We start from the raw sequence: 22,601 nt of genomic DNA on the forward strand, positions 1-22,601 counted from the left end.
ACAGGTTGACCCGATGTTTTCCAATCCTGACCTCGTGAAGTTCATCTTCGGCCGGTTGACGCTGGAGGCGATCCCCTATCACGAGCCGATCCTGGTGGTGACCTTCCTCGCGGTCGCCGTCGGCGGCCTCGCGCTGCTTGCCGCGCTGACCTATTTCAAGGTCTGGGGCTATCTCTGGCGCGAATGGATCACCAGCGTCGACCACAAGAAGATCGGCATCATGTATGTAATCCTGGCGCTGATCATGCTGCTGCGCGGCTTCTCCGACGCCATCCTGATGCGCATCCAGCAGGCCATCGCCTTTGGCGGCTCCGAAGGCTACCTGCCGCCGCACCACTACGACCAGATCTTCACCGCCCACGGCGTCATCATGATCTTCTTCGTGGCCATGCCGCTGGTTACCGGCCTGATGAACTTCGTCGTGCCGCTGCAGATCGGCGCCCGCGACGTTTCCTTTCCCTTCCTCAACAACTTCTCCTTCTGGATGACCACCGCCGGCGCCATCGTGGTGATGATCTCGCTGTTCATCGGCGAATTCGCCCGCACCGGCTGGCTGGCCTATCCGCCGCTGTCGGGGGCCGACTACAGTCCGGGCGTCGGGGTGGATTATTACATCTGGGGCCTGCAGGTGGCCGGCGTCGGCACGACTTTGTCAGGCATCAACCTGATCGCCACTATCCTGAAGATGCGCGCGCCCGGCATGACGATGATGAAGATGCCGGTCTTCACCTGGACCTCGTTCTGCACCAACGTGCTGATCGTCGCCACCTTCCCGATCCTGACCGGTGTCCTGGCGCTTTTGTCGCTCGACCGCTACGTCGGCACGCATTTCTTCACCAACGACCTCGGCGGCAATCCGATGATGTATATCAACCTCATCTGGATCTGGGGCCACCCGGAGGTCTACATCCTGGTGCTGCCTGCCTTCGGCATCTTCTCCGAGGTCGTCGCCACCTTCTGCGGCAAGCGCCTGTTCGGCTATGCCTCGATGGTCTACGCCACCTGCGTGATCATGATTCTCTCCTATATCGTCTGGCTGCACCACTTCTTCACCATGGGTTCGGGCGCCAGCGTCAACGCCTTCTTCGGCATCACCACCATGGTGATCTCGATTCCCACGGGAGCGAAGATCTTCAACTGGCTGTTCACCATGTTCCGCGGCCGCATCCGCTACGAGGTGCCGATGCTGTGGACGGTGGGCTTCATGTTCACCTTCGTCATCGGCGGCATGACCGGCGTCATGCTCGCGGTGCCGCCGGCCGACTTCGTGCTGCACAACTCGCTGTTCCTGATCGCCCACTTCCACAATGTCATTATCGGCGGCGTGCTGTTCGGCCTGTTCGCCGGCATCAACTACTGGTTCCCCAAGGCCTTCGGCTTCAAGCTGGATCCGTTCTGGGGCAAGCTGTCCTTCTGGTTCTGGCAGATCGGCTTCTGGTTCGCCTTCGGGCCGCTCTACGTGCTCGGCCTGATGGGCGTCACCCGCCGCCTCAGCCAGTTCGAGGATCCCTCGCTGCAGATCTGGTTCATCATCGCCGCCTTCGGCGCCTTCCTGATCGCGCTCGGCATCGGCTCCTTCCTGGTGCAGCTTTTCGTCAGCTTCCGCAATCGCGAGGCATTGCGCGACGATACCGGCGATCCCTGGGACGGGCGCACGCTGGAATGGGCGACCTCCTCGCCGCCGCCGGACTACAACTTCGCCTTCACGCCCGTCGTCCACGACAATGACAGCTGGTACGACATGAAGAAGCGCGGCCATGTGCGCCCGCTCGAAGGCTTCCGCCCCATCCACATGCCGAAGAACACCGGCACCGGCTTTATCCTCAGCGTGCTCAGCATCGGCCTTGCCTTCGGCCTGATCTGGTACATGTGGTGGCTGGTCGCGCTTGCCTTCGTCGGCATCATCGTCGTCTCGATCGCCCATACCTTCAACTACAAGCGCGACTTCTACATTCCCGCCGATGTCGTCGCCGCGACCGAGGACAGCCGCACCGCGCGCCTCGCCGCCCAGCAGGGAGCGCAATGATGAGCGAACCGACCGTCCAGACCATCGGCGACGAAGCGCCGCAGTTCTATCTCACCGAAGACCATCATCCCGAGAGCAGCACCAGCCTCGGCTTCTGGCTCTACCTGATGAGCGACTGCCTGATCTTCGCAACCTTGTTCGCAACTTACGCCGTCGTCGGCCGCAATTATGCGGCCGGCCCCTCGCCGGCCGACCTGTTCGACCTGCCGCTGGTGGCGGTCAACACCGCCATGCTGCTGTTCTCGTCGATCACTTACGGTTTCGCCATGCTGCAGATGGAGCGCGGCGCCAAGGCCGAGACGCTGTTCTGGCTGGCGGTCACCGGCCTGTTCGGCGCCGCCTTCCTCGGGCTCGAACTCTACGAGTTCAACCACCTGATCCATGAGGGCGCCGGTCCCACCCGCAGCGCTTTTCTCTCGGCCTTCTTCACGCTGGTCGGCACCCATGGCCTCCACGTCACCTTCGGCATCATCTGGCTGGTGACGCTGATGGTGCAGGTCTCCATGCACGGGCTGATCCCCGAAAATCGCCGTCGCCTGATGTGCCTCAGCATGTTCTGGCACTTCCTCGACGTCATCTGGATCGGCGTCTTTTCCTTCGTCTACCTGATGGGAGTCCTCGGATGAGCTCGAACGCACCCGCGCACCAGGATGCGCATCACGACCACGGTCATGGCCACACGGCCGGACACGGCAGCTTCAGGGACTACATGACCGGCTTCGTCCTGTCGGTCATCCTCACCGCCATTCCCTTCTGGCTGGTCATGTCCGGCGTCATCGAAAACCGCATCGTCACCGCCGCGCTGGTGATGGCGATCGGCGCTGTGCAGATCGTCGTCCACATGATCTATTTTCTGCACATGAACAGCCGCTCCGAAGGCGGATGGACGATGCTGGCGTTGATCTTCACCATCATCATCGTCGTCATCGCCCTGTCCGGCTCGCTCTGGGTCATGCATCACCTCAATGCCAACATGATGCCGATGAGCCCCGACATGATGCGCAACATGCCCTGATCCCCGGGCGGACCGCCGAGGCCCGCCCTTTTCCGTCCAGACGAAACTGAGACCGATGTCCGAACCGAGCGCCGCACCGGCCCGTCCCCGCCGGACCCGCCTGATCCTTGCCGCGCTCGCCGTCTTCACCGTCTTTGCGCTGGCCGCGCTCGGCACCTGGCAGGTGCAGCGTCTCTTCTGGAAACGCGACCTGATCGCCCGCATCGACGCCCGCATCCATGCCGAGCCCGCAGCCCCGCCGGCAAAGGCGCAATGGCCCGGCATCAACCCCCGCGACGACGAATACCGCCGCCTGCGCCTCGAAGGCGTTTTCGACAATTCCAGGGAAACGCTGGTCTATGCCTCGACCGAACTCGGTCCCGGCGCCTGGGTGGTCACGCCGCTGGCGCAGGCCGACGGCACCACGATCCTCGTCAATCGCGGCTTCGTGCCGGGCGAGAAACGCGATCCGGAAAGCCGCGCCGCCGGGCAGCCGCAAGGCCCCGTCACCGTCACCGGCCTGATGCGCATGGACGAGCCGGGCGGCACGCTGCTGCAAGCCAACCGCCCCGACGAAAACCGCTGGTATTCGCGCGACACCAGGGCGATTGCCGCCGCGCGCGGGCTCGCCGATGTCGCCCCCTATTTCGTCGATGCCGACGCCACGCCCAATTCCGGCGGCTGGCCGGTCGGCGGGCTGACGCGGGTCGCCCTGCCGAACAGCCATCTGATGTATGCGGTCACCTGGTATGCGATGGCCATCGGCCTCGCGGCGGCGCTGGTCCAGGTCTTCCGCCGCCGCTGGTGAGCGGCGTATCCCTCAGGGAATCGCCAGCCGCGTCTTCAGCGCCGTGGTGATCTTCGCCGCCAGCGCCTCGTAATCCTCGTCGAAATGATGCCCGCCCTCGATCGCGACCGATTCGACGCCCTTGTCCTTCAGCGTCGGGCAGGGATCGTCGTCCTCGTCCGTGCCGTAGATGCATTGCACCAGCTTCGGGTCGATCTTGCCGATGTCCTTGACAGGATCGCCGCCCTTGCCTTCGCCGTCGACACCCAGCCAGCCCTCGACGGAAATGACGTAATCCACCTGCCGCGACAGCGCCATCAGGGTGATCTGCGGCACGCGCGCCTTGTCCTTGTCGGAGAGGAGATTGTAGGTGGCGGGCAAGACGTCGGCGCCGAAGGAATAGCCGATCAGCAGCACGTGCTTGACGTTCCATTCGCGCCGGTAGGCATCCATGATTCGCGACAGGTCGTCTGCGGTCTCCTGCGGCTTGCGCTCCGACCAGAAGTAGCGCAGCGAATCGACCCCGACCACGGGAATCCCTTGCCCTTGCAAGACCGAGGCGACTTCCTTGTCGAGATCGCGCCAGCCGCCGTCGCCGGAATAGATCACCGCCATGGTGTCGTATTTCGGCTTGGCCTCGAGAATGCTGATCGGCAGGCCGAGCGGCTGGTCGGTATTGCCGGCGGCATCGACGCGGTCCGCCAGCATCTGCGCCAGGACGGAAGCGGCGGCGCCCTCCTCGTCGGTCAGGTCGACGTCGTTATGCGCTTTTTCCAGAGCCGCCGCATGCTCGCGGCCGTCCTTGGGCGCATCCTTCGTCAGCGCGATGGTGACGGTCGCCGGCAGCGGGCCGTCGGTAAAGCCGTAGACGGTGCGCCCGTTCGCCGTCTGCTTGTCGGCGGGCGTGCAGAGCACCTTCTGCAGCGGAATGCCGGCCTGCGGATCGACGGCGACCGCCTCGCCAAGCGTCGCCGCCGGGCTCTGGGAAATCATGGCGAGCGCCAGCGCCCCGCCCTCGCCGATGCCGGCGACGATCGGCGGCGCATAAGCGCTGGTGCCGGAGGCGCGCTGGATCTGCTGGGCCAGCGCCTCGACATCGGAAATCATGTAGACGCAATCGCCCTTGTCCTGCGCCAGCGCCTTGATATAGGCGGGGAAATCGATGCCGACCACGGCAGCACCCTTGGCGACCAGCGCCTCGGCCTCCTGCTGCTCGGCATCGCCCCAGCCGCCGGCATCCGAGATCAGGAAGATGTTGGCCTTCGCCGCACCATCCTCCGGCAGCAGGATATGATCGCTGGGGATCATGCCGGTATCGAATTTCTTTTCCTGCGCGATCGCAGGCGTGAGGGCCGCCGCCGAAAGCAGGGCGGTCAGGAATGCGGCATGTCTTGTCTTCATGTCAGGCTGCTTTCTCCTTGATAACGATGCCCGCCCTCGCTTCACGCGCGCATCGCGCAAAAAACCTAAACCGAGTTTTCGCCGAGGCCAAGCCGCTTCGACAGAAGGGCGACGGCATCGTCGACGCTGAAGGCGCCGCGCGCCGCCATGTCGACGGCGCCCGCCGCCGACAGCAGGTCGCGCACGCGATCATGGACACGCGCATAGACGACATCGCGGCCGGAGCGGCGCATGGCCGCGTCGAATTCCTGCAACGCATCCAGCGCCGTGCTGTCGAGATCGAAGGTTTCCTCCAGGCTGACGACGATTCCGCGCGCCGCGACGGCCAGCCGCGCCTTGCGCGCCACCTCGCCCAGCACCGGATCGGCGTTGCCGAAAAACAGGGGCTGCGCCGGCCTGAGGATGACGATATCCGCCACCGGCGCCGCATCTGGATGGCGGTCAATGTCGACGAAATCATGTCCGCCGCGCAGGCGGCCGAGCAGGATGACGTGACGGGAACTGAGGCGATGCACCAGCAGCAGGAAGGACAGGGCGATGGCGATCAGCATGCCATTGAGGATACCGGCGAGAAAAACGCCGAGGGCGGCGATGATCGCCAGGTACTGGTCGCGGTCGACGCGATTCAATTGCACGAAGGGCGTGGGATCGAGCGCATGCAGGAGCGCCGCGATGACGACCGCCGCCAGCACCGGCTCCGGCAGGCGCGCGATGATTTCAAGCCCGAAGCCGACGAGCAGCGCCAGCAGGATCGCCGCAAACAGCGCCGCGAACCGGCTTTGCGCGCCCGCCGCCTCGCTGGCCGACCCCGCCGAGAACCCGGCCCCGACCGGCATGCCGCGCATCAGGGCGCTGGCGAGATTGGCAAGGCCAAGCGCGCGCAACTCCTGGTCGGCATCGACGGCATCGCCTCGGCGCAGGGACAGCGAGCGCACCGTGCCCCAGGATTCGGCAAACAGGATCAGCACCAACGGCAGGCAAAGCCGCGCCACATGCGGCAGGTCCGCCGCCGCGAAATCCGGCAGGCCCGGCAGCAGCAAAACGAAATCCATCCGCCCGACGCTGGCGACGCCATGGGCCTCGAGATCGAACAGCATGGCCGCGACGATCGCCGCCGCCAGCACCAGCGCAGCGCCTGGAAGACGTGGAAAGCGCCGCGACACGATCAGCGCCGCCAGCGCCGCAACGCCGACGGCGAGGCTCGACCCGTTCCACTCGGCCGCACGTCGCAGCGTCTCGCCAAGAATATGAAAGGGATCCCGGCCCGCCACGGCGACGCCGGTCAGCAGCGGCAATTGCCGGATGATGATGCTGAGCGCCAGGGCGAAGGCGAAGCCGCGCAACACCGGCCGGGCGATGAAGCTGGCAAGCGCCCCGAGCCGCAGCAGCGACGCGCCGAGGAACAGCAGCCCGACCAGCCCGGTGGCGATCACCGCCAGCGTCGATTTTTCCGCCACCGAAAGCGCCGGGTCGGCCAGGATAGCGGCGAGGATCACCGCCGAGGACGAGGTCGGCGCGACGATGGCGAAGCGGCTGCGGCCGAACAGGCCGTAGACGAAACAGCCGGCTATCGCCGCCGCCAGTCCCTGAGCCGTATCAAGCCCGGCAAGCCCGGCATAGGCGACCGCCTCCGGCAGCAGCAGGCCGGCTATCGCCACCCCCGCACCGAAATCGCGCCCCCATGCCCCCGCCCCGCTCATGGCGCGCGACGATCCCGCGAGAATTCATCGAACAGTTCGAGCTGCGCCTCCTGGATCTCCGACAGACGCTCCCACTGGCCGATCAGGATGCGATCCAGCTTCTCGTGCAGGTGGCGGATCTCCAGCTCTGCCTTGAGGTTGATCTGGTAGTCGTTCTGCGAACGCAGCCGGTCCTTCTCCTCCTGCCGCCGCTGGCTCATCATGATCAACGGTGCCTGGAAGGCGGCGATCATCGACAGCAGCAGGTTGAGCAGGATGAAGGGATAGGGATCGAAATCCTGCCGCAGGATCGGCAGCGCATTCACGGCCATCCAGACGATCATGAAGCCGAGAAAGGCGAGGATGAAGGTCCAGGAGCCGGCGAAGCTGGCGGTGCGATCGGCGATGCGGTCGCCGAGCGTCACCGCCTCGCGATAGGTCTCCTCGGTGTTTTCGGTGACCATGACATGTTGCGACAGGCTGTCGATCACCTCACGGTCGAGCCGTGTCAGCTCGCCACGCTCGCGGCGGATCATCTCCTCGACCGAACGGCGACGGACGTCATGCAGGTCGTCACGGCAGATCCAGCCGGTCTCGCGCCAATCGGGGTCTGCCTTGTCGAGCTCGCCGGCGATGGAATCGCGCACCAGCTCGCAGGAGATCATGTCCGACACCGGCTTGCGCTGCTTGCAGATGCCGCAGGTTTCAAGGTGCCTGCGATGGGAAGGCATGCCGTTCTTCGACATCGGCGGGGTCTCCAGTCTGGATGGCGATTTTTCCGCAGCGGACAGGTTGCCGCCGGTCAGGTCAAGAGGGGGACTTGGCGTCACGCAGCGCCGTCGAACTGAGCGTCGAGCGCGGGCCGTGCAGAAAGGTCCAGGCGGGCGCGGGGCGCTTCCACAACACGCCGGCATCGTCCTCGTCGACACGGGCGAAGGCGAAGCGCTGCGCCATCTTCGAGGAGAGGTAGGAAAGCGTTGCGCCGGGCCTGTCGACCACCGCGATGGGGAAGGTGTTGGCGATGCCCTGCCAGTTCTGCCAACGGTCGAAGGTCTTCAGGTTGTCGGCGCCCATGATCCAGATGAAATGCACCTTGGGATTGAGCGCCTTGACGCGGGCCAGCGTCTTGGCGGTGTAGCTGCCGCCCAGCGTCTTCTCGAAGGCCGTCACCTTGACACGCGGGTCGCGGGCAATGGCCTCGCTCCAGGCGAGGCGCTCAGCCAGCGGCGCGAGGTTCGAATGGTTCTTCAGCGGATTGCCAGGCGTCACCATCCACCAGAGCTGGTCGAGCCCGAGCTTGCGCAGCGCGATGTCGCTGACCAGCACATGGCCCTCATGCGGCGGATTGAAGGAGCCGCCGAACAGGCCGACGACCATGCCGGCCTCGGCATGCGGCATGGTCAGGTATCGGCGGGCAATCGGCTCTGTTGTCACGTCACGATCTGGTCTTGCATCATGGCCTGGTTTGGCCGGTGCCGCGCACGCGGTATTTGAAGGAGGTGAGCTGCTCGACGCCGACAGGCCCGCGCGCATGCATCTTGCCGGTGGCGATGCCGATCTCGCCGCCCATGCCGAACTCGCCGCCATCGGCGAATTGCGTCGAGGCATTGTGCAAGAGGATGGCCGAATCGATCTCGCGGAAGAAGCGCTCGACGACTTCGGGGTCTTCGGCGATCACCGCCTCGGTGTGATGCGAGGAATAGCGGTCGATATGCGCGATGGCTCCGGTTACGCCATCGACCAGCGCCACCGAGATCACCGCGTCGAGATATTCGGTGCGCCAATCCTCTTCCGTCGCCGGCTTGAGGCCCGGCAGCAGCGCCAGCACATCGGCCGAGGCGCGGATTTCGCAGCCGGCTTTTTGCAAGGCTTCGATAAGCGGCTTCAGATGCGTGGCCGCGACGGCGCGGTCGATCAGCAAGGTTTCGGCCGCGCCGCAGACGCCGGTACGGCGCATCTTGGCGTTGACGACAATCTTCAGCGCCATGTCGAGATCACCAGAGGCATCGACATAGACATGGCAGAGACCTTCGAGATGGGCGAAGACCGGCACGCGCGCTTCCGATTGGACGCGGCCGACGAGGCTCTTGCCGCCGCGCGGCACGATGACGTCGATGGCGCCGTTCAGGCCCGACAGCATGGCGCCGACGGCGGCGCGGTCTGTGGTCGGCACGAGCTGGATCGCGTCCTCCGGCAGGCCAGCCTGCTTCAGGCCTCGCTGAAGGCAGGCATGGATCGCCCGCGACGACTGCGCCGAATCGGAACCGCCTCGCAGGATGACGGCATTGCCGGCCTTGAGGCACAGCGCCCCGGCATCGGCGGTCACATTCGGGCGGCTTTCATAGATGACGCCGATGACGCCGAGCGGCGTGCGCACCCGCTCGATATGCAGCCCGTTCGGCCGGTCCCATTCGGCAATGATATCGCCGACCGGATCCTGGAAGGCGGCGATGGCGCGGATGCCCTCGGCCATGTCGGCGATGCGCTTTTCGGAAAGCGTCAGCCGGTCGACGAAGGAGGGCAGCATGGCGCTGCCTTCGGTCGCCTTGAGATCGGCCGCATTGGCGGCGAGGATCTCGGGCGTGGCGGCGACGATGGCGTCGGCCATCGCATTCAGCGCCCGGTTCTTGGCGTCAGTGCTCGCCATGGCCAATGGTCGGCTCGCGGCCTTGGCACGGGCGCCGATGTCCTGCATCAGCGCGTCGATCCCGCCAGTCTGCGATACCGTATCAAGCATGGGTTGCGTCCTTCTCCTCTTGGACCCTCAGAATCGTGGTCACCATGTCGTCGCGATGCACCATGGCGGCGCGGCCGGCATAACCGAGGATGGCCTCGATCTCACCCGACTTGCGCCCGGTGATCTGGCGCGCCTCGACGGCGTCGTAGCTGGCAAGCCCGCGCGCGATCTCGCGGCCCTCAGGCCCGATGATCGCCACGGTATCGCCACGCTCGAACTGGCCGACGACGCTGCGCACGCCCGCCGGCAGCAGGCTCTTGCCCGTGGCCAGCGCCGTCACCGCCCCGGCATCGACATGCAGGGAACCGGCCGGCTGCAACTGCCCGGCAATCCAGGTCTTGCGCGCCGTCACCGGCGTGCCGGAAGCGGCAAACAGCGAGCAGCGCGCCCCATCCTCGATGGCGCGCAGCGGATGCTCCGGCTTGCCCGAAGCGATGATCATGGCGCAGCCCGCGCCCGTGGCGATCTTGCCGGCATCGATCTTGGTGCGCATGCCGCCACGCGACAGTTCCGAGGCAGCACCCCCCGCCATCGCCTCGATCTCCGGCGTGATCGCCGCGATCGTGTCGAGGAAACGCGCCTCGGGATCGAGATGCGGCGGCGCGGTGTAGAGACCGTCGATATCGGAGAGCAGCACCAGAAGATCGGCGCCGGTCATGGTGGCGACGCGCGCCGCCAGCCGGTCGTTGTCGCCATAGCGAATCTCGGTTGTCGCCACCGTGTCGTTCTCGTTGATGATCGGCACGGCGCCGAGCTTCAGCAGTTGGTTGATGGTGGCGCGGGCATTGAGATAGCGGCGGCGCTCCTCGGTGTCGCCAAGCGTCAGCAGGATCTGCCCCGCGACGATGTTGTCATGCGACAGGCTGTGCGTCCAGGCGCGCGCCAGCGCGATCTGGCCGACGGCGGCCGCCGCCTGGCTTTCCTCCAGCTTCAGTGCGCCGGAGGGCAGGTCGAGCACCGTGCGGCCCATGGCAATCGCCCCGGAAGAGACGACGAGCACATCCACGCCCTTCGCCTTCAGTCCCGCGATATCGGCGCACATGGCATCCAGCCAGGCCTGCTTCAGGCCGCTCCCGCGATCGACCAGCAAAGCGGAACCGATCTTGATGACGATACGCTTGTAGCGGGCGAGCGAAGGCGCGGCCATGCGACTCATTCCTCGTCCGACAGCGTATCGGCATCCGTCTCCGGCACGCTGCGATCCGGCAGCGCTGTATCGCCGCCTTCGGCGGCCGAAACGATGATGTCGCGCAGCGCCCTGAGCGCTTCGAGCATGCCCTCGCCGGTGGCGGCCGACAAAAGCAGCGGCGGCCGGCCGCAGGCCTTTTCCAGTTCCTTGGCCTTCTTCTTGCGCTCCTTGTCGTCGAGCAGGTCGATCTGCGAAAGCGCCACGATCTCCGGCTTGTCGATCAACTCGCCGCCATAGGCCTCCAGCTCGGTTTTCACCGTCTTGTAGGCCTTGCCGACCTTCTCTTCCTGCGCCGAGACCAGATGCAGCAGCACGCGGGTGCGCTCCACATGGCCGAGGAAACGGTCGCCGATGCCCACGCCCTCATGCGCGCCCTCGATCAGGCCGGGAATATCGGCCAGCACGAATTCGCGCCCGTCGATGGTGGCGACGCCGAGGTTGGGATGCAGCGTGGTGAAGGGATAGTTGGCGATCTTCGGCCGCGCCCGGGTCACCGTCGCCAGGAAAGTGGACTTGCCGGCATTCGGCAGGCCGACCAGGCCGGCATCGGCGATCAGCTTCAGATGCAGCCAGATGGTCTTTTCCTCGCCTTCCTGGCCGGGATTGGCCCAGTTCGGCGCCTGGTTGGTCGAGGATTTGAAATAGGCATTGCCGAAACCGCCATTGCCGCCCTTGGCAAGCCGGAAGCGCTGGCCTTCCTTGGTGAGGTCGACGATCAGCGTCTCGCCGTCCTCTTCCAGCACCTGCGTTCCCACAGGCACTTTCAGCGTCACGTCGGCGCCGTTGGCGCCGGTGCGGTTGCGGCCCATGCCGTGCGTGCCGATCTTGGCCTTGAAATGCTGCTGGAAACGGAAGTCGATCAGCGTGTTCAGCCCGTTGACCGCCTCGACCCAGACATCGCCGCCCCGGCCGCCATCGCCGCCGTCCGGCCCGCCGAATTCAACGAATTTTTCGCGGCGGAACGACACGGCGCCTGCGCCGCCATCGCCGGAGCGAATATAAACCTTTGCTTCGTCGAGAAATTTCATTGCGTGGCCGATCGTATTGTGTCTGGTTTCTTGGAAAACGTGCCGCTCTCGATATCGCCAGCGGCAGCGGAGGTCAAAGATTATCGTGAAGCTCGCGTCTTATAACATACAGTTCGGCGTCGGTCTCGACGGCCGCTACGACCCGGCCCGCATCGCAAAAAGCCTCAACGGCGCCGATATCGTCTGCCTGCAGGAGGTGACGCGCGGCTTCCATGCCAATGGTTATGCCGACCTCGCGGCAACCATGGCCGATCTGTTTGCCGGCTACCATTCCGTGTTCAGCGCGCCCGCCGACGTCTATCTCGGCATGATCGAGACGGAGGACGGAAAGCGCGTCGCGCGGCGGCTGCAATTCGGCAATATGGTGCTGTCGCGCTGGCCGATCCTGTCGGTGCGCACCCTGCTTCTGCCGCGCGCCCGCACCTTCGACAAGCTGAACGTGCAGCGCTGCGCCACCGAGGCGCTGATCGATGCGCCGGGCGGGCCCTTGCGGGTCTATTCCGTGCATCTCGACCACGTCTCGCCGGAGGAGCGCATTGCCCAGATTGGCGAATTGAAGGCGCGCGCCAATCTTTATGTCGAGGAAGGCGGCGGCCTGACGGGCGGGGCCGATCTGGACCTGCCGACCCTGCCGATGCCGGAGGATTACGTGCTGATGGGCGATTTCAACATGCAGCCGGAATCGCCTGAATATGTGGCGATGACCGGCCCGGTCGATGCCTATTACGGCCGCGTGGCGCGCCATCCCCATCCCGTCGACGCGCTCGACCGCATGGGCCGCCTGACGCCCGGTTGCTATAGCTGGATGGACCCCAGGGAGACGTCGAGCCGGCTGCATCTGGATTACGCCTTCATCAGTTGCGGCCTGCTGCCGCGCCTTAAGGATGCCCATGTCGATCTGGAGCCGCAGGGCTCGGATCATTTCCCGGTCTGGCTGGAACTGGCGGACTAAGCCTTTCACGGAGCCGGGAACACCCGGTGCATGCATCACGAAGAGGGAACGCCGCGCAAGCGGCGGTCCCCTTTTCAAAAGCTCACGGTCGCGGCGCCGGACGAAAATCCCCGGCTTCCAGAACCGTGTCGATATGCAGCACCATCGCCTGGCGGGCGGTGGAATAGACATCCGAGCAGCCGGTCAGGTGGAAGCCGAACTTCTCCTGCACCCGCAGCGAGGCGCGGTTGTCAGCAAAGAAGCCGGAATGCAGCGTCACATCCGGTAGCCGGCTCAGGAACCGCCCGATGGCGGCCGAAACGGCCTCCGTCATATAGCCCTTGCCCCAATGGCCGCTATCGAGCCAGTAGCCGAGATACCAGACGCCCTTGCGCAATTCGAGCGAGACGGTGCCGATATGGCGGTCGTCCGGCGTCGTCACCGCAAAAGTCCAGTCCGGCAAGACGGCTGCGACCCGCGGCAGCAGCCATTCCAGCGCATCCTGCTTGTAATAGGGCATCGGCACGCGGCGCAGCATGCGCGCGATGGAGAAATCGCGAAACGAGGCGGCGATCGCCTCGGCATCGTCGAGCCGATGCGGCCGCAGCCGCAGCCGGGCCGTTTCAATGACCGGGCACGGGCCCGCCGCGCGATTGACGTCGTGGGCCTGATTGTACTGTGCGGCGCTCATCGCATCCCTCCCCAGCTTCTCAAGGATATCCAGGTCTTGCGGTCGAGGCGGAACCATTCCACCGCGACCGGACCGCCCATAGCCAACGACGGAAACATGGCCGAACCTTGAAACTGGAATCCGCACTTCTGTATAACCCGCCGCGAGCCGATATTCATCACCCGGCAGCGGGCATCGATGCGCTCGATATCGCGGGTGCGAAACACCATGTCGATCAGCACATGCGCGGCTTCGGTCATGTAGCCCTGGTTCCAGTGGGGCTCGCCTAGCCAATAGCCGATCTCGACGGTCTGCTCGTCGATGGGCTCGATGCCGCAGCAACCGAGGAAATGGCCCGTTTCCGCTTTCGTGATCGCATAGACGCACTTGCCGATCCCGCCCTGTTTGGCGCGTCGGACGAAGTCGGCTGCGTCATTCACCGTATAGGGGTGCGGCATACGCGAAACCATTGTCGCGACATTCGGATTGTTGGCGAGATGGGCAAGGGCGTCGATGTCTTCCTCGTGGGGCGCCCGCAAGACGAGCCGCTCCGACAACAGGACAGGGCAATCGGTCCTTAACCGCTCCGGCCTCGGCCGTTCTTCTGGCAAGCCCCTCTGGCTTTGCCTCAACAATTCATCCTGCATGGTTCAGTCCTCCTCTGGACAAGAAAAAAGGGGAGATCGGGCGGCGCCCCATCTCCCCTTTTTCAAGTCTGGTCTGAACCTTGCAGCTCAGCCGGGTCGATGAGACGCCGGCTGTTTTAGAGCGCTACCGGCTTATTCCGCTGCTTCGGCTTTCGGCATGACGGATACGAACACGCGGCCATTGCCACGCGTGCGGAAATTCACATTGCCGGCCGTAAGTGCGAAGATCGTGTGATCCTTGCCGATACCGACGTTCTGGCCCGGATGCCACTTGGTGCCGCGCTGACGCAGAATGATGTTGCCCGGGATGACGGCTTCGCCGCCGAACTTCTTCACGCCAAGGCGCTTGGACTGAGAATCGCGGCCGTTGCGCGACGAACCGCCAGCTTTTTTGTGTGCCATGGGAGTTCTCCTTGTACCTGACCGTTGTCTTTAGGCTGCCACGATGTCCGTGATGCGGACAACGGTGTGATGCTGGCGATGGCCGCGAATGCGCTTGGAATTCTGGCGACGACGCTTCTTGAACGACAGGACCTTGTCGCCACGATTGTGCTCGACGACCTCGGCCTTGACGACGGCGCCGGCCACGAAGGGCGCACCGATCTTTGCATCGGCGCCAACGCCGACGACGAGGACTTCGTTGAATTCGATCGAGGCGCCAGCAGCGGCTTCGAGCTTCTCGATGGTCAACACGTCGTTGGCCACCACGCGGTACTGCTTACCGCCGGTCTTGATGACTGCGAACATTTTATATCCTTTCATGTTCGTTCCGGCTCTGCCTGGAATTTCGCCAGACGGCCGTCTTTTTGTCAGTCCGAATTGAGCAGGGAAATCCAAAACCCTCGAGGGGTCGGCTGGCTTCGTTCTGCCGGTGAGATCTCCACGAAAACGCGGGGATGACAAAGGCGCGCAATACACCACGCCTATTCGTCGGCGGGGATAAGGGAGCACGTGCGACCTGTCAAGACAAAAGGCGATTTTCTTGAGAATTTACGCTTGCCAACCCGCCCCCCACCCGTTATGTAGCCCCCGCACCGCCAAGCTGCGGTGCTTCGGCTTCCGCGGAGAGGTGGCTGAGTGGTTGAAAGCACCGCACTCGAAATGCGGCATACTCGCAAGGGTATCGGGGGTTCGAATCCCTCCCTCTCCGCCAAACACAATTGATTTCATTGGGTTTTTCTGGAAATCCTACTCACGATCTACTACAAGAAATCGGCGGTAGGATCGGGGCTTGATGCTCAGACTTGGCGATTCACGCGGCCGCTGCGATCACGCGGAAGTGAACGACGGGCTAGGCCCGCAAGGGGCACTTGAAGCTTGTATCCTTCGCCGAAAGTGCGGGGTGGGTAGGACGGTGGGCTTGGCGACACGCGATGAACTCTACGCAAAATTCGGCATCACGGCCGAAGCCACTCAGCTATTCGAAGCCGAACTTGGGACGATGCTACTATGTGCCCGTGGCCTTGAACACGGCTGGCACGTCGAAGCCGATCCCGACAGCGCGCGAAAGCTTCTTGACGACATAGACCGCAGCACGTTGGGCCGCTTGTTGGGAAGCTTAAGGAATTGCGTAAGCCTTGACGACGGACTGACCGAATGCTTCGCGTCCGCACTGAAAGCGCGAAACAGGCTTTTTCACGGCTTCTACGAATCACACAACTTCAAAATTCAAACCGATGAAGGCCGCGATGCGATGATTGCGGACCTTGAAGTCTTGCACGATGAGCTTTTCAACGCATGGCAGGTTGCAAGTGCGATGACTGCTACGGCGACAAAGTTCGTTCTGGAATTGCGGGGAACGCCCGTTCATCCTGTTCGAGCATGAAAAGCCCCACGGCGATGACAGCCGGGGCAAGGCAGTGCCAACCACAACGCCCGGCCAATCTCAAATCATTCCTTCCCAAACGGTGCGCCGGGATTGTCCGTCCGTGGTTGTGTGTGGCATCGCGTCGGGAAGGCCGTTCGCTTCGTCAATGTGACGGGAAACTTCGTCGGGTTCCTCGCGGGACAAGCGTTCGCTTCCATCTTTGAACGTGACGAAGGTGCCGCCGTCGTAATTGCGACCCACAAAGGCGATGGTGCCCCACACGAATGTTGCGGGTCACACCGTCTTCGTCGGTAAGCGGAATGGTAGGCATGGGCGTTCCAATCAAACTTCGACGCGCGTGCTTGCCTTGTCGACGAGCGCGGGCGTGTAGAACGCGGCGTTGATTTCGCGAGCGGTCTTGTCGTAGCGCGAGGCAGTCGCTTCGATTTCGACGCCTTCGTTTACCAAGGCGAAGGCCCTGCCTTCTTGCGCGAATGCCGAGCGAGGGCATACACCGAACAAACGACGATCTTGGGTCGTCATGCCGGCAGCGGCACGGATGCCCGCTCAACTGTCGCGGGTCACGGCGGTGGCGAAACGGCGCATGAGACGGATCAAATCCGTGACGTCGCCCGCGTCCCAGTCGGCGAATATCTCCCGCGCCATCTTTTCGCGCGCGGCGTCCACCTTGTCGGTCATCACCTTGCCCTGTGCCGTAACGACGGCTTCGCGCACCCGACGATCGGCGGCGCTCTCGCGACGTTCGGCAAGGCCGAGTTCTTCCAGCTTCGAAACCTGGCGGCTGACCGTCGTATAATCGCGCCCGACCCGGTCAGCCAGATCGACGATGCCGATCGGTCCCAGCCGTTCGATCATGACCAGGAGCGGAAACAGCGCGCGATCGAGCGCGATTCCTGCCTGGCGAACCATCTCCTCATCCCGCTGCGGTCGGTTCATGACGCTGACGATGTCGATCAGCGCTCCGTGCAATTCGCGCAACGACGCGGAATCGAGTGTATTTTGCACATTCTTTCTTGACGACATTCCCATTCTCCTATTAAGTGCATAATACACATATGGAGATCGACATGACAAATGGTTTCGCAACGGATGTACTCATCTGCGGCGCGGGCGCGGCCGGCCTGACGCTCGCCATCGACCTCGCCCGGCGCAACATTTCCTTCAGGCTCGTGGAGACGCTCGACGATCCGTTTGGCGGGTCGCGCGGCAAGGGCATCCAGCCGCGCACGCAAGAGGTGTTCGAGGATCTCGGCATTCTCGACCGGATGGTTTCGGTCGGCGGCTTCTATCCCCGGCAGCGCGAATATCGCGACGATGGCAATCATTGCGACACCGATGTCCTGGCGTCCGAGCCGGCAACGCCGGCCGAGCCCTATCATCTGCCGCTGATGGTGCCGCAATTCCTGACGGAGCGGATGATGCGCGAGCGGCTGGCGGAACTCGGGGCCGCCCCCGAATTCGGCACGGAGCTTGTCGGCTTCGAACAGGATGCGGACGGGGTGATGGCACGGCTCGCCACCAAAGCCGGCGCGGAAACCATTCGCGTGCGCTGGCTGGTCGGCACCGATGGCGGGCGCAGCGTCGTGCGTCATGCGCTCGGCATCGATTTTCCCGGCAAGACGCTGGGCGTGCGCGCCATCGTCGCGGATGTCACTCTCTCCGGTCTCTCGCGGGATGTCTGGCATCGCTTCGGCGAGGGCGACATGCAGCGCCAGATTTCGGCCTGCCCGCTGGCGGGCACCCAGCTTTTTCAGCTTCAGGGACCCATCCCGCTCCACGGCGATGTCGATCTTTCGCCTGCCGGGCTGACGGCTTTGCTGGCAGAGCGCACCGGGCGCGACGATATCGCCGTTCAGGCCGTATCATGGGCTTCGGCCTTCACCATGAATGCCCGGCTTGCGGATCATTATCGCGTCGGCCGCGTCTTGCTCGCCGGCGATGCCGCGCATATCCATCCGCCGACCGGCGGCCAGGGACTGAACACCAGCGTGCAGGACGCATACAATCTCGGCTGGAAGCTGGCGGCGGTCCTGACGGGCGGGCCCGCGAGGCTGCTCGACAGCTACGAGGAAGAGCGACGTCCGGTTGCCCAGGCGATGCTCGGCCTTTCGACGCGCCTTCTCGATGCAATGAAGCGCGGCGACATGCGGCGCGGGCGCGATGTGCACCAACTCGACATCGATTATCCCGAATCGAGCCTCGCTTTGGAGAATCCCGGGCGAACAGGCGGCCTGCTGGCGGGCGAACGGGCGCCCGACGCCCCGATCCGGGGAGCGGCCGGCCAGGCGCTGAGGCTGTTCGACCTGTTGCGCGGACCGCACTGGACGCTGATCGTCTTCGAAGGCGACCGCGGTCTCGTTTCGCCGCGCACGGGGCTTCATATTCACGCCATCGGCCGAAATGGCGATCTCATCGACGATGCAGGGCATTTCCAGGCCGCCTATGCGCCCAGTGCCGGCGACTGGTTCCTCATCCGTCCCGACGGTTATGTCGGCGCGATCATCGCCACGGAGGAGCTTCGATCCCTGACCGCCTATCTTGCCAGCGTCGGCCTGGGCCTCGATATGAAAGACGCCGCCCATGCGTAAACCGATCACGCTGCGAACCTGGGCGACCCCGCTGACCATCGGCTCCTTCCTTCTGATGGCGGCAACAGGCCTTTTGCTCTTCTTCGAGTGGAATACGGGGCTGACGACGGTCGTCCATCAATGGTTCTCGTGGTTCTTTCTCGTCGGAGTCGCGGGTCATCTGGCAATCAACGTCCGGCCATTGACGTCCCATCTGAAATCCAGCGGCGGCCGCGCCAGCATCGCGATCTTCACGGTCGTTTTGACTGCCTCCATCTTGTCATGGGGCCAGATCACCGGACCTCAACTCGAACGGCCGATCATGGCGGCGCTTGTCGAAGCGCCCCTTTCCACGCTGGCGGGGATGACGCACAGGCAACCGGAAGCACTTGTCCGGAAGTTGGAAGCGAACGGCCTGATCGCCGCCGGAGATGAGACGCTTTCCGCCGTTGCGCAAAGAAACGGGATCGGCGTCAACCACCTGCTGGGACTGATCTTTTTAACCGAATGACGATCGGCATCCGCCACATCCGCCAAAGCGCTTCCAGCCGAAGCCGGCGGCACGAAAGGCAGACGCATGTGACCGCCGACCGCCAGTCCGGCGAAACCAGGGGCGACGGTCTCGCGACCCGATTTTCATGCGCAACGCGGCCTGAGGCTCACCGGCGTTTCCGCTATTTCTGCGCGAGCGATTTTTCCCGCTGCTGATAGACCGCCTCGAAGCCGTCCATGAAGCGTTCGAAGAGACGGGCGAAACATTCGGCATCCTCATCGGGCCAGTCGGCGACGATGTCGGCAATGGCCGAGAGTTTGACGGTGCGGACTTGCGCCAGGAGTTCGGCGCCGCGCGGGGTCAGCATGACGATGCTGCGCCGCGCATCGGCCTGCGAGACGTCGCGACGTAACACGCCGCGCTCCACCAGTTCGGCCACCACCCGGCTTGCCCGCGAGGGATCGACGCGCATCATCTCGGCCACCGTCCCGACCGTGGTTTCCGTCTCGGTAAGGCTGGCGCGACGCACCACGTCCAGCACGTCGAGATGGGAAATATCGAGTTCCGGCGCCACCTGCTGGATCGCCAGCCGCCCGACCAGACGCCGGCCGATCATGAGCCGCATGCGCGACATCGACTGGCCGATGCGGTCGATATCGGCGGTCTTGTCCGCGGGCGGCGGGGCGGCGGTCTTCGGTGCGTGGTCCATGCGCCAGATCTAGCAAATCCGCAGCCGCTTGGAAATATGCCGCGCGCAAATATATGCTGTTGACAAATATATGCCATAGGCACATAAATCCGCGAAACGGATCGGAACCCCCTCATGGATATGCAGCCTGCCTTCGCACCGCTGGTCACAGACGACAAGCGCCGCCTCATCGTCTTTTCCTTCCTGATGGCCGCATTGTTCATGGCGACGCTGGACAACCAGATCGTTTCCACCGCATTGCCGACAATCGTCGGCGAGTTCGGCCAACTTGAACGCTTCGGCTGGATCGGCTCCTCCTATCTGCTGGCCACCAGCGCGGTGATGCCGCTCTATGGCAAGCTCGGCGATCTCTTCGGGCGCAAGCCGGTGATGATGGCGGCAGTGACCATCTTCATCCTCGGTTCGGCGCTCTGCGGCTTGGCGGTGTCGATGAACACGCTGATCGCCGCCCGCGTGCTTCAAGGACTGGGCGGCGGGGGGCTGATGGTCTCGATCTTCTCGATCAATGCCGATCTGTTCGAGCCGCGCGAGCGCGCCCGCTACCAGAGCTATTCCAGCCTGATGCTGATGGCGTCGGGCGCCATCGGCCCGACGCTGGGCGGCACGATGAGCGATGCGTTCGGCTGGCGTTCGATCTTCTTGGTCAATATCCCCATCGGCCTGATCGTGCTTGTCGGCCTGCTCGCCATGCTCCCCTATCGCCGGCCGACGCGCCAGCCGCGCATCGATTATGCCGGCGCGGCGCTGCTGGCGCTGGCTGTCGCCAGTATCGTGCTCGCCGCCGATAGCGCCGAACTGTTCGGCGCGCTGGCCAGCGTCGAAAGCCTTGGTGTCGTCGCCTTCGGGCTTGCCTGCGCCATCGGCTGGGTCGCTGTCGAGCGTCGCGCGCCGGAGCCGATCGTACCGCTGTCGCTGTTTGGCAATTCCACCTTCAACCTGCTGCTGGTCGTTTCCATCGTCAGCGGTTCGATCGGCATCGGCCTCGTCAATTATTATGCGCTGTTCCTGCAGACGACCACCGGACTGTCGCCCTCGGTCGCCGGGCTTCTGTTCATCGCGTTGACCGGCGGCATCGTCATCGGCTCGCTGTCGGCGGGACGGCTGATCTCGAAATTCGGCTTCTACAAGCCGTTCTCGATCGCCAGCATCGGCCTCAGCCTGACGGCCTTGGCGCTGTTCACGCAGATCCATCCCGATACGCCGATCGCGATCGTCGCGCTGGTGATGCTGCTGCACGGTTTTGGGGTCGGGCTCGGCCAGCAGGTGCCGATCCTCGGCATCCAGAATGCCGCGCCCCAACGCGATGTCGGGGCCGCGACCGGGGCGGTGACGCTGACGCGCATGTCCGGCGCGGCGATCGCCATCTCCATCTATGGCGCGATCATCAATGCGGGCCTGCGCGATATCGCCATCCCCGGCGTCGACAATCTCAAGGAATTGACGCCCAAGGCGCTGGCGTTGCTGGCGCCCGAAACCCGGCATCTGGTCGCGCTCGCCTATTCCCATGCCTTCCTGCCGCTGTTTGCCGCCGCCGCCGTCTCCGCCGGCATCGGCCTGATGGCAGCGCTGATGCTGAAGCCGGTCCGTCTGCCGCGGCATCGCTGAGTTGGCGCGAGCCGGATCTTGCCAATCCGGCCGCGCGCGTCTACATCTTCTCCTGCTCTAACGGGGTGCCGGACTTTGGAATTCCAAGGCCACCGGCTGAGAGGCGCGACCCGCCAACCCGAAGAACCTGATCCGGTTAGCACCGGCGGAGGGATTAGACGCGCCAGTTTCATGACGCCCTTTTCCCCGATCAACCGTTTACGAAGGAGGAAGAGGCGTCATGCCCAGCCATATCATCCGCAATCTCGTGTCTGCCGCAGCACTTTCGGCGGCCGCGCTGCTCGGCCTTCACGGCCCGGCAAGCGCTGCCGACAAGACGCTTACCGTCTACACCTATGAAAGCTTCATCTCCGAATGGGGCCCGGGACCAAAGGTGAAGGCCGCCTTCGAAAAGACCTGCGGCTGCACGGTGAATTTCGTCGGCGTCGCCGATGGCGTGGCGCTGCTGTCGCGCCTGAAGCTGGAAGGCGCCGGCTCCAAGGCCGATGTCGTGCTCGGTCTCGACACCAACCTGATCGACGAGGCCAAGCAGACCGGCCTGTTCGATGCCAGCGAGGTCGATACCTCCGCCGCCAAGGTGCCCGGCGATTTCAAGGATGATGTTTTCGTGCCCTATGATTACGGCCATTTCGCCGTGGTCTACGACACGCAAGCGATGAAAACGCCGCCGGCCAGCCTCAAGGATCTGGTGGAAGGCGACCCCGCGCAAAAGATCGTCATCGAGGATCCGCGCACCTCGACGCCCGGCCTCGGCCTGCTGCTCTGGGTCAGGTCTGTCTATGGCGACAAAGCAGGCGAGGCCTGGGGCAAGCTCAAGAACCGCGTGCTGACCGTCACCCCCGGCTGGTCGGAGGCCTATGGCCTGTTCACCAAGGGCGAGGCGCCGATGGTGCTGTCCTACACCACCTCGCCGGCCTATCACATGGTCGCCGAAAACAGCGACCGCTACCAGGCCGCCGCTTTCTCCGAAGGGCACTACATCCAGATCGAAGTTTCCGGCCTGTTGAAAAACGCCCCGGAAAAGCAGCTCGCCAGGGACTTTTTGGCCTTCACCCTCACCCCCGGTTTCCAGGACACGATTCCCACCAACAATTGGATGATGCCGGTCGCCAAGACATCGGAACCGCTGCCGGATGCCTTCGGCAAGCTGGTCAATCCGGAAAAAACCTTCCTGATGAGCCCGGAAGAAGTGGCGAAGAACCGCAAGGCCTGGATCGACGAATGGCTTGCGGCCATGAGCATGAACTGAGCATGTCGCGCAAAAGTGTGTAGCGGTTTCGCGAGAACGACATGCGCATAGGAAATAAGTC

24 protein-coding genes, 1 tRNA gene and 1 riboswitch are annotated in these 22,601 nt (G+C 64.1%); of the genes, 11 read left to right on the plus strand and 14 right to left on the minus strand.

Annotation, left to right across the window (positions count from 1 at the left end):
* Nucleotides 1–13 precede the first annotated feature (13 nt).
* From cyoB to P7F60_RS14070, 4 genes are read left to right on the plus strand one after another with little or no spacing between them, the layout of a single operon-like run.
* Nucleotides 14–2,026: a cytochrome o ubiquinol oxidase subunit I gene (cyoB, locus tag P7F60_RS14055; protein ID WP_277918358.1), complete on the plus strand. Its 2,013-nt coding sequence runs from the start codon at nt 14–16 to the stop codon at nt 2,024–2,026.
* Nucleotides 2,026–2,652, plus strand: a complete 627-nt coding sequence (cyoC, locus tag P7F60_RS14060; protein ID WP_277918359.1) for a cytochrome o ubiquinol oxidase subunit III — start codon at nt 2,026–2,028, stop codon at nt 2,650–2,652. The genes cyoB and cyoC overlap by 1 nt, the downstream gene beginning before the upstream one ends.
* Nucleotides 2,649–3,041, plus strand: a complete 393-nt coding sequence (gene cyoD / locus P7F60_RS14065) for a cytochrome o ubiquinol oxidase subunit IV (protein WP_277918360.1) — start codon at nt 2,649–2,651, stop codon at nt 3,039–3,041. Before cyoC ends, cyoD begins: the two co-directional genes overlap by 4 nt.
* Before the next feature lie 55 nt (nt 3,042–3,096).
* Nucleotides 3,097–3,828 (plus strand): SURF1 family protein, encoded by a 732-nt coding sequence (locus P7F60_RS14070; RefSeq protein ID WP_277918361.1) that lies wholly within the window; start codon nt 3,097–3,099, stop codon nt 3,826–3,828.
* Nucleotides 3,829–3,840: 12 nt separating this feature from the next.
* On the opposite strand, the gene P7F60_RS14075 is transcribed toward P7F60_RS14070, so the two are convergent.
* The 7 genes from P7F60_RS14075 to obgE all read right to left on the minus strand — a co-directional run bounded on the left by P7F60_RS14075 (nt 3,841) and on the right by obgE (nt 11,841).
* Nucleotides 3,841–5,208 (minus strand): AcvB/VirJ family lysyl-phosphatidylglycerol hydrolase, encoded by a 1,368-nt coding sequence (locus P7F60_RS14075; RefSeq protein ID WP_277918362.1) that lies wholly within the window; start codon nt 5,206–5,208, stop codon nt 3,841–3,843.
* Nucleotides 5,209–5,273: 65 nt separating this feature from the next.
* The gene (locus P7F60_RS14080; protein WP_277918363.1) at nt 5,274–6,908 is read right to left on the minus strand and encodes a SulP family inorganic anion transporter; all 1,635 of its coding nucleotides are present in this window, start codon (nt 6,906–6,908) and stop codon (nt 5,274–5,276) included.
* Nucleotides 6,905–7,633 (minus strand): DUF1003 domain-containing protein, encoded by a 729-nt coding sequence (locus P7F60_RS14085; RefSeq protein WP_277918364.1) that lies wholly within the window; start codon nt 7,631–7,633, stop codon nt 6,905–6,907. The genes P7F60_RS14080 and P7F60_RS14085 overlap by 4 nt, the downstream gene beginning before the upstream one ends.
* A 61-nt stretch (nt 7,634–7,694) precedes the next feature.
* Nucleotides 7,695–8,285, minus strand: coding sequence for a nicotinate-nucleotide adenylyltransferase (locus P7F60_RS14090; RefSeq protein WP_277918527.1), 591 nt, complete (start codon nt 8,283–8,285; stop codon nt 7,695–7,697).
* A 55-nt stretch (nt 8,286–8,340) separates the two neighbouring features.
* Entirely contained in the window at nt 8,341–9,624 is a 1,284-nt protein-coding gene (locus P7F60_RS14095; RefSeq protein ID WP_277918365.1) for a glutamate-5-semialdehyde dehydrogenase, read from the minus strand.
* On the minus strand, nt 9,617–10,771 hold the full coding sequence (proB, locus tag P7F60_RS14100; RefSeq protein WP_277918366.1) for a glutamate 5-kinase: 1,155 nt from the start codon (nt 10,769–10,771) through the stop codon (nt 9,617–9,619). Before proB ends, P7F60_RS14095 begins: the two co-directional genes overlap by 8 nt.
* A gap of 5 nt (nt 10,772–10,776) precedes the next feature.
* Entirely contained in the window at nt 10,777–11,841 is a 1,065-nt protein-coding gene (gene obgE / locus P7F60_RS14105) for a GTPase ObgE (RefSeq protein WP_277918367.1), read from the minus strand.
* An 85-nt stretch (nt 11,842–11,926) separates the two neighbouring features.
* On the opposite strand from obgE, the gene P7F60_RS14110 reads away from it, so the two are divergent.
* Entirely contained in the window at nt 11,927–12,793 is an 867-nt protein-coding gene (locus tag P7F60_RS14110) for an endonuclease/exonuclease/phosphatase family protein (protein WP_277918368.1), read from the plus strand.
* A gap of 82 nt (nt 12,794–12,875) precedes the next feature.
* Here the strand turns inward: P7F60_RS14110 and P7F60_RS14115 are convergent, their stop codons facing one another.
* From P7F60_RS14115 to rplU, 4 genes are all read right to left on the minus strand, one after another.
* Nucleotides 12,876–13,463 carry a GNAT family N-acetyltransferase gene (locus P7F60_RS14115; RefSeq protein WP_277918369.1) on the minus strand — a complete coding sequence of 196 codons (588 nt, stop codon included), beginning with the start codon at nt 13,461–13,463 and terminating at the stop codon, nt 12,876–12,878.
* Nucleotides 13,460–14,089 (minus strand): GNAT family protein, encoded by a 630-nt coding sequence (locus P7F60_RS14120; RefSeq protein WP_277918371.1) that lies wholly within the window; start codon nt 14,087–14,089, stop codon nt 13,460–13,462. The genes P7F60_RS14115 and P7F60_RS14120 overlap by 4 nt, the downstream gene beginning before the upstream one ends.
* Nucleotides 14,090–14,221: 132 nt before the next feature.
* Entirely contained in the window at nt 14,222–14,491 is a 270-nt protein-coding gene (gene rpmA, locus P7F60_RS14125; protein WP_277918372.1) for a 50S ribosomal protein L27, read from the minus strand.
* Between the two features lie 30 nt (nt 14,492–14,521).
* The gene (gene rplU / locus P7F60_RS14130; protein ID WP_277918373.1) at nt 14,522–14,836 is read right to left on the minus strand and encodes a 50S ribosomal protein L21; all 315 of its coding nucleotides are present in this window, start codon (nt 14,834–14,836) and stop codon (nt 14,522–14,524) included.
* A gap of 316 nt (nt 14,837–15,152) precedes the next feature.
* Between rplU and P7F60_RS14135 the strand changes: the two genes are divergently transcribed.
* Nucleotides 15,153–15,242, plus strand: a tRNA-Ser gene (locus P7F60_RS14135).
* Between the two features lie 207 nt (nt 15,243–15,449).
* On the plus strand, nt 15,450–15,914 hold the full coding sequence (locus P7F60_RS14140) for a hypothetical protein (RefSeq protein ID WP_277918374.1): 465 nt from the start codon (nt 15,450–15,452) through the stop codon (nt 15,912–15,914).
* Nucleotides 15,915–16,238: 324 nt separating this feature from the next.
* On the opposite strand, the gene P7F60_RS14145 is transcribed toward P7F60_RS14140, so the two are convergent.
* Together P7F60_RS14145 and P7F60_RS14150 are read right to left on the minus strand one after the other, a co-directional pair.
* Nucleotides 16,239–16,439 (minus strand): hypothetical protein, encoded by a 201-nt coding sequence (locus P7F60_RS14145; RefSeq protein WP_277918375.1) that lies wholly within the window; start codon nt 16,437–16,439, stop codon nt 16,239–16,241.
* Nucleotides 16,440–16,463: 24 nt separating this feature from the next.
* A complete protein-coding gene (locus tag P7F60_RS14150; protein WP_277918376.1) occupies nt 16,464–16,940 on the minus strand; it encodes a MarR family winged helix-turn-helix transcriptional regulator in 477 nt (158 codons plus the stop codon).
* A gap of 44 nt (nt 16,941–16,984) precedes the next feature.
* Between P7F60_RS14150 and P7F60_RS14155 the strand changes: the two genes are divergently transcribed.
* Both P7F60_RS14155 and P7F60_RS14160 read left to right on the plus strand, forming a co-directional pair.
* Nucleotides 16,985–18,505: an FAD-dependent oxidoreductase gene (locus tag P7F60_RS14155; RefSeq protein ID WP_277918377.1), complete on the plus strand. Its 1,521-nt coding sequence runs from the start codon at nt 16,985–16,987 to the stop codon at nt 18,503–18,505.
* A complete protein-coding gene (locus tag P7F60_RS14160) occupies nt 18,498–18,995 on the plus strand; it encodes a hypothetical protein (RefSeq protein WP_277918378.1) in 498 nt (165 codons plus the stop codon). Before P7F60_RS14155 ends, P7F60_RS14160 begins: the two co-directional genes overlap by 8 nt.
* Nucleotides 18,996–19,158: 163 nt before the next feature.
* Here the strand turns inward: P7F60_RS14160 and P7F60_RS14165 are convergent, their stop codons facing one another.
* Nucleotides 19,159–19,686: a MarR family transcriptional regulator gene (locus P7F60_RS14165; protein WP_277918379.1), complete on the minus strand. Its 528-nt coding sequence runs from the start codon at nt 19,684–19,686 to the stop codon at nt 19,159–19,161.
* A 114-nt stretch (nt 19,687–19,800) separates the two neighbouring features.
* On the opposite strand from P7F60_RS14165, the gene P7F60_RS14170 reads away from it, so the two are divergent.
* Entirely contained in the window at nt 19,801–21,291 is a 1,491-nt protein-coding gene (locus P7F60_RS14170) for an MDR family MFS transporter (RefSeq protein WP_277918380.1), read from the plus strand.
* 51 nt (nt 21,292–21,342) lie between these two features.
* Nucleotides 21,343–21,462, plus strand: a riboswitch (TPP riboswitch).
* A 49-nt stretch (nt 21,463–21,511) separates the two neighbouring features.
* Complete coding sequence (thiB, locus tag P7F60_RS14175) at nt 21,512–22,540, plus strand: thiamine ABC transporter substrate binding subunit (RefSeq protein ID WP_277918381.1); 1,029 nt, start codon at nt 21,512–21,514, stop codon at nt 22,538–22,540.
* Nucleotides 22,541–22,601: the final 61 nt, after the last annotated feature.

The organism is Rhizobium sp. YJ-22 (genome assembly GCF_029601685.1).
Lineage (GTDB): Bacteria > Pseudomonadota > Alphaproteobacteria > Rhizobiales > Rhizobiaceae > Metarhizobium.

Bases quoted from the DNA above. Each gene is read 5' to 3' on its own strand.
- cyoB (WP_277918358.1), top strand. From the start codon at position 14: ATGTTTTCCAATCCTGACCTCGTGAAGTTCATCTTCGGCCGGTTGACG.
- cyoC (WP_277918359.1), top strand. From the start codon at position 2,026: ATGAGCGAACCGACCGTCCAGACCATCGGCGACGAAGCGCCGCAGTTC.
- cyoD (WP_277918360.1), top strand. From the start codon at position 2,649: ATGAGCTCGAACGCACCCGCGCACCAGGATGCGCATCACGACCACGGT.
- P7F60_RS14070 (WP_277918361.1), top strand. From the start codon at position 3,097: ATGTCCGAACCGAGCGCCGCACCGGCCCGTCCCCGCCGGACCCGCCTG.
- P7F60_RS14075 (WP_277918362.1), bottom strand. From the start codon at position 5,208: ATGAAGACAAGACATGCCGCATTCCTGACCGCCCTGCTTTCGGCGGCG.
- P7F60_RS14080 (WP_277918363.1), bottom strand. From the start codon at position 6,908: ATGAGCGGGGCGGGGGCATGGGGGCGCGATTTCGGTGCGGGGGTGGCG.
- P7F60_RS14085 (WP_277918364.1), bottom strand. From the start codon at position 7,633: ATGTCGAAGAACGGCATGCCTTCCCATCGCAGGCACCTTGAAACCTGC.
- P7F60_RS14090 (WP_277918527.1), bottom strand. From the start codon at position 8,285: ATGCCGCATGCCGAGGCCGGCATGGTCGTCGGCCTGTTCGGCGGCTCC.
- P7F60_RS14095 (WP_277918365.1), bottom strand. From the start codon at position 9,624: ATGCTTGATACGGTATCGCAGACTGGCGGGATCGACGCGCTGATGCAG.
- proB (WP_277918366.1), bottom strand. From the start codon at position 10,771: ATGGCCGCGCCTTCGCTCGCCCGCTACAAGCGTATCGTCATCAAGATC.
- obgE (WP_277918367.1), bottom strand. From the start codon at position 11,841: ATGAAATTTCTCGACGAAGCAAAGGTTTATATTCGCTCCGGCGATGGC.
- P7F60_RS14115 (WP_277918369.1), bottom strand. From the start codon at position 13,463: ATGAGCGCCGCACAGTACAATCAGGCCCACGACGTCAATCGCGCGGCG.
- P7F60_RS14120 (WP_277918371.1), bottom strand. From the start codon at position 14,089: ATGCAGGATGAATTGTTGAGGCAAAGCCAGAGGGGCTTGCCAGAAGAA.
- rpmA (WP_277918372.1), bottom strand. From the start codon at position 14,491: ATGGCACACAAAAAAGCTGGCGGTTCGTCGCGCAACGGCCGCGATTCT.
- rplU (WP_277918373.1), bottom strand. From the start codon at position 14,836: ATGTTCGCAGTCATCAAGACCGGCGGTAAGCAGTACCGCGTGGTGGCC.
- P7F60_RS14145 (WP_277918375.1), bottom strand. From the start codon at position 16,439: ATGACGACCCAAGATCGTCGTTTGTTCGGTGTATGCCCTCGCTCGGCA.
- P7F60_RS14150 (WP_277918376.1), bottom strand. From the start codon at position 16,940: ATGTCGTCAAGAAAGAATGTGCAAAATACACTCGATTCCGCGTCGTTG.
- P7F60_RS14155 (WP_277918377.1), top strand. From the start codon at position 16,985: ATGACAAATGGTTTCGCAACGGATGTACTCATCTGCGGCGCGGGCGCG.
- P7F60_RS14160 (WP_277918378.1), top strand. From the start codon at position 18,498: ATGCGTAAACCGATCACGCTGCGAACCTGGGCGACCCCGCTGACCATC.
- P7F60_RS14165 (WP_277918379.1), bottom strand. From the start codon at position 19,686: ATGGACCACGCACCGAAGACCGCCGCCCCGCCGCCCGCGGACAAGACC.
- P7F60_RS14170 (WP_277918380.1), top strand. From the start codon at position 19,801: ATGGATATGCAGCCTGCCTTCGCACCGCTGGTCACAGACGACAAGCGC.
- thiB (WP_277918381.1), top strand. From the start codon at position 21,512: ATGCCCAGCCATATCATCCGCAATCTCGTGTCTGCCGCAGCACTTTCG.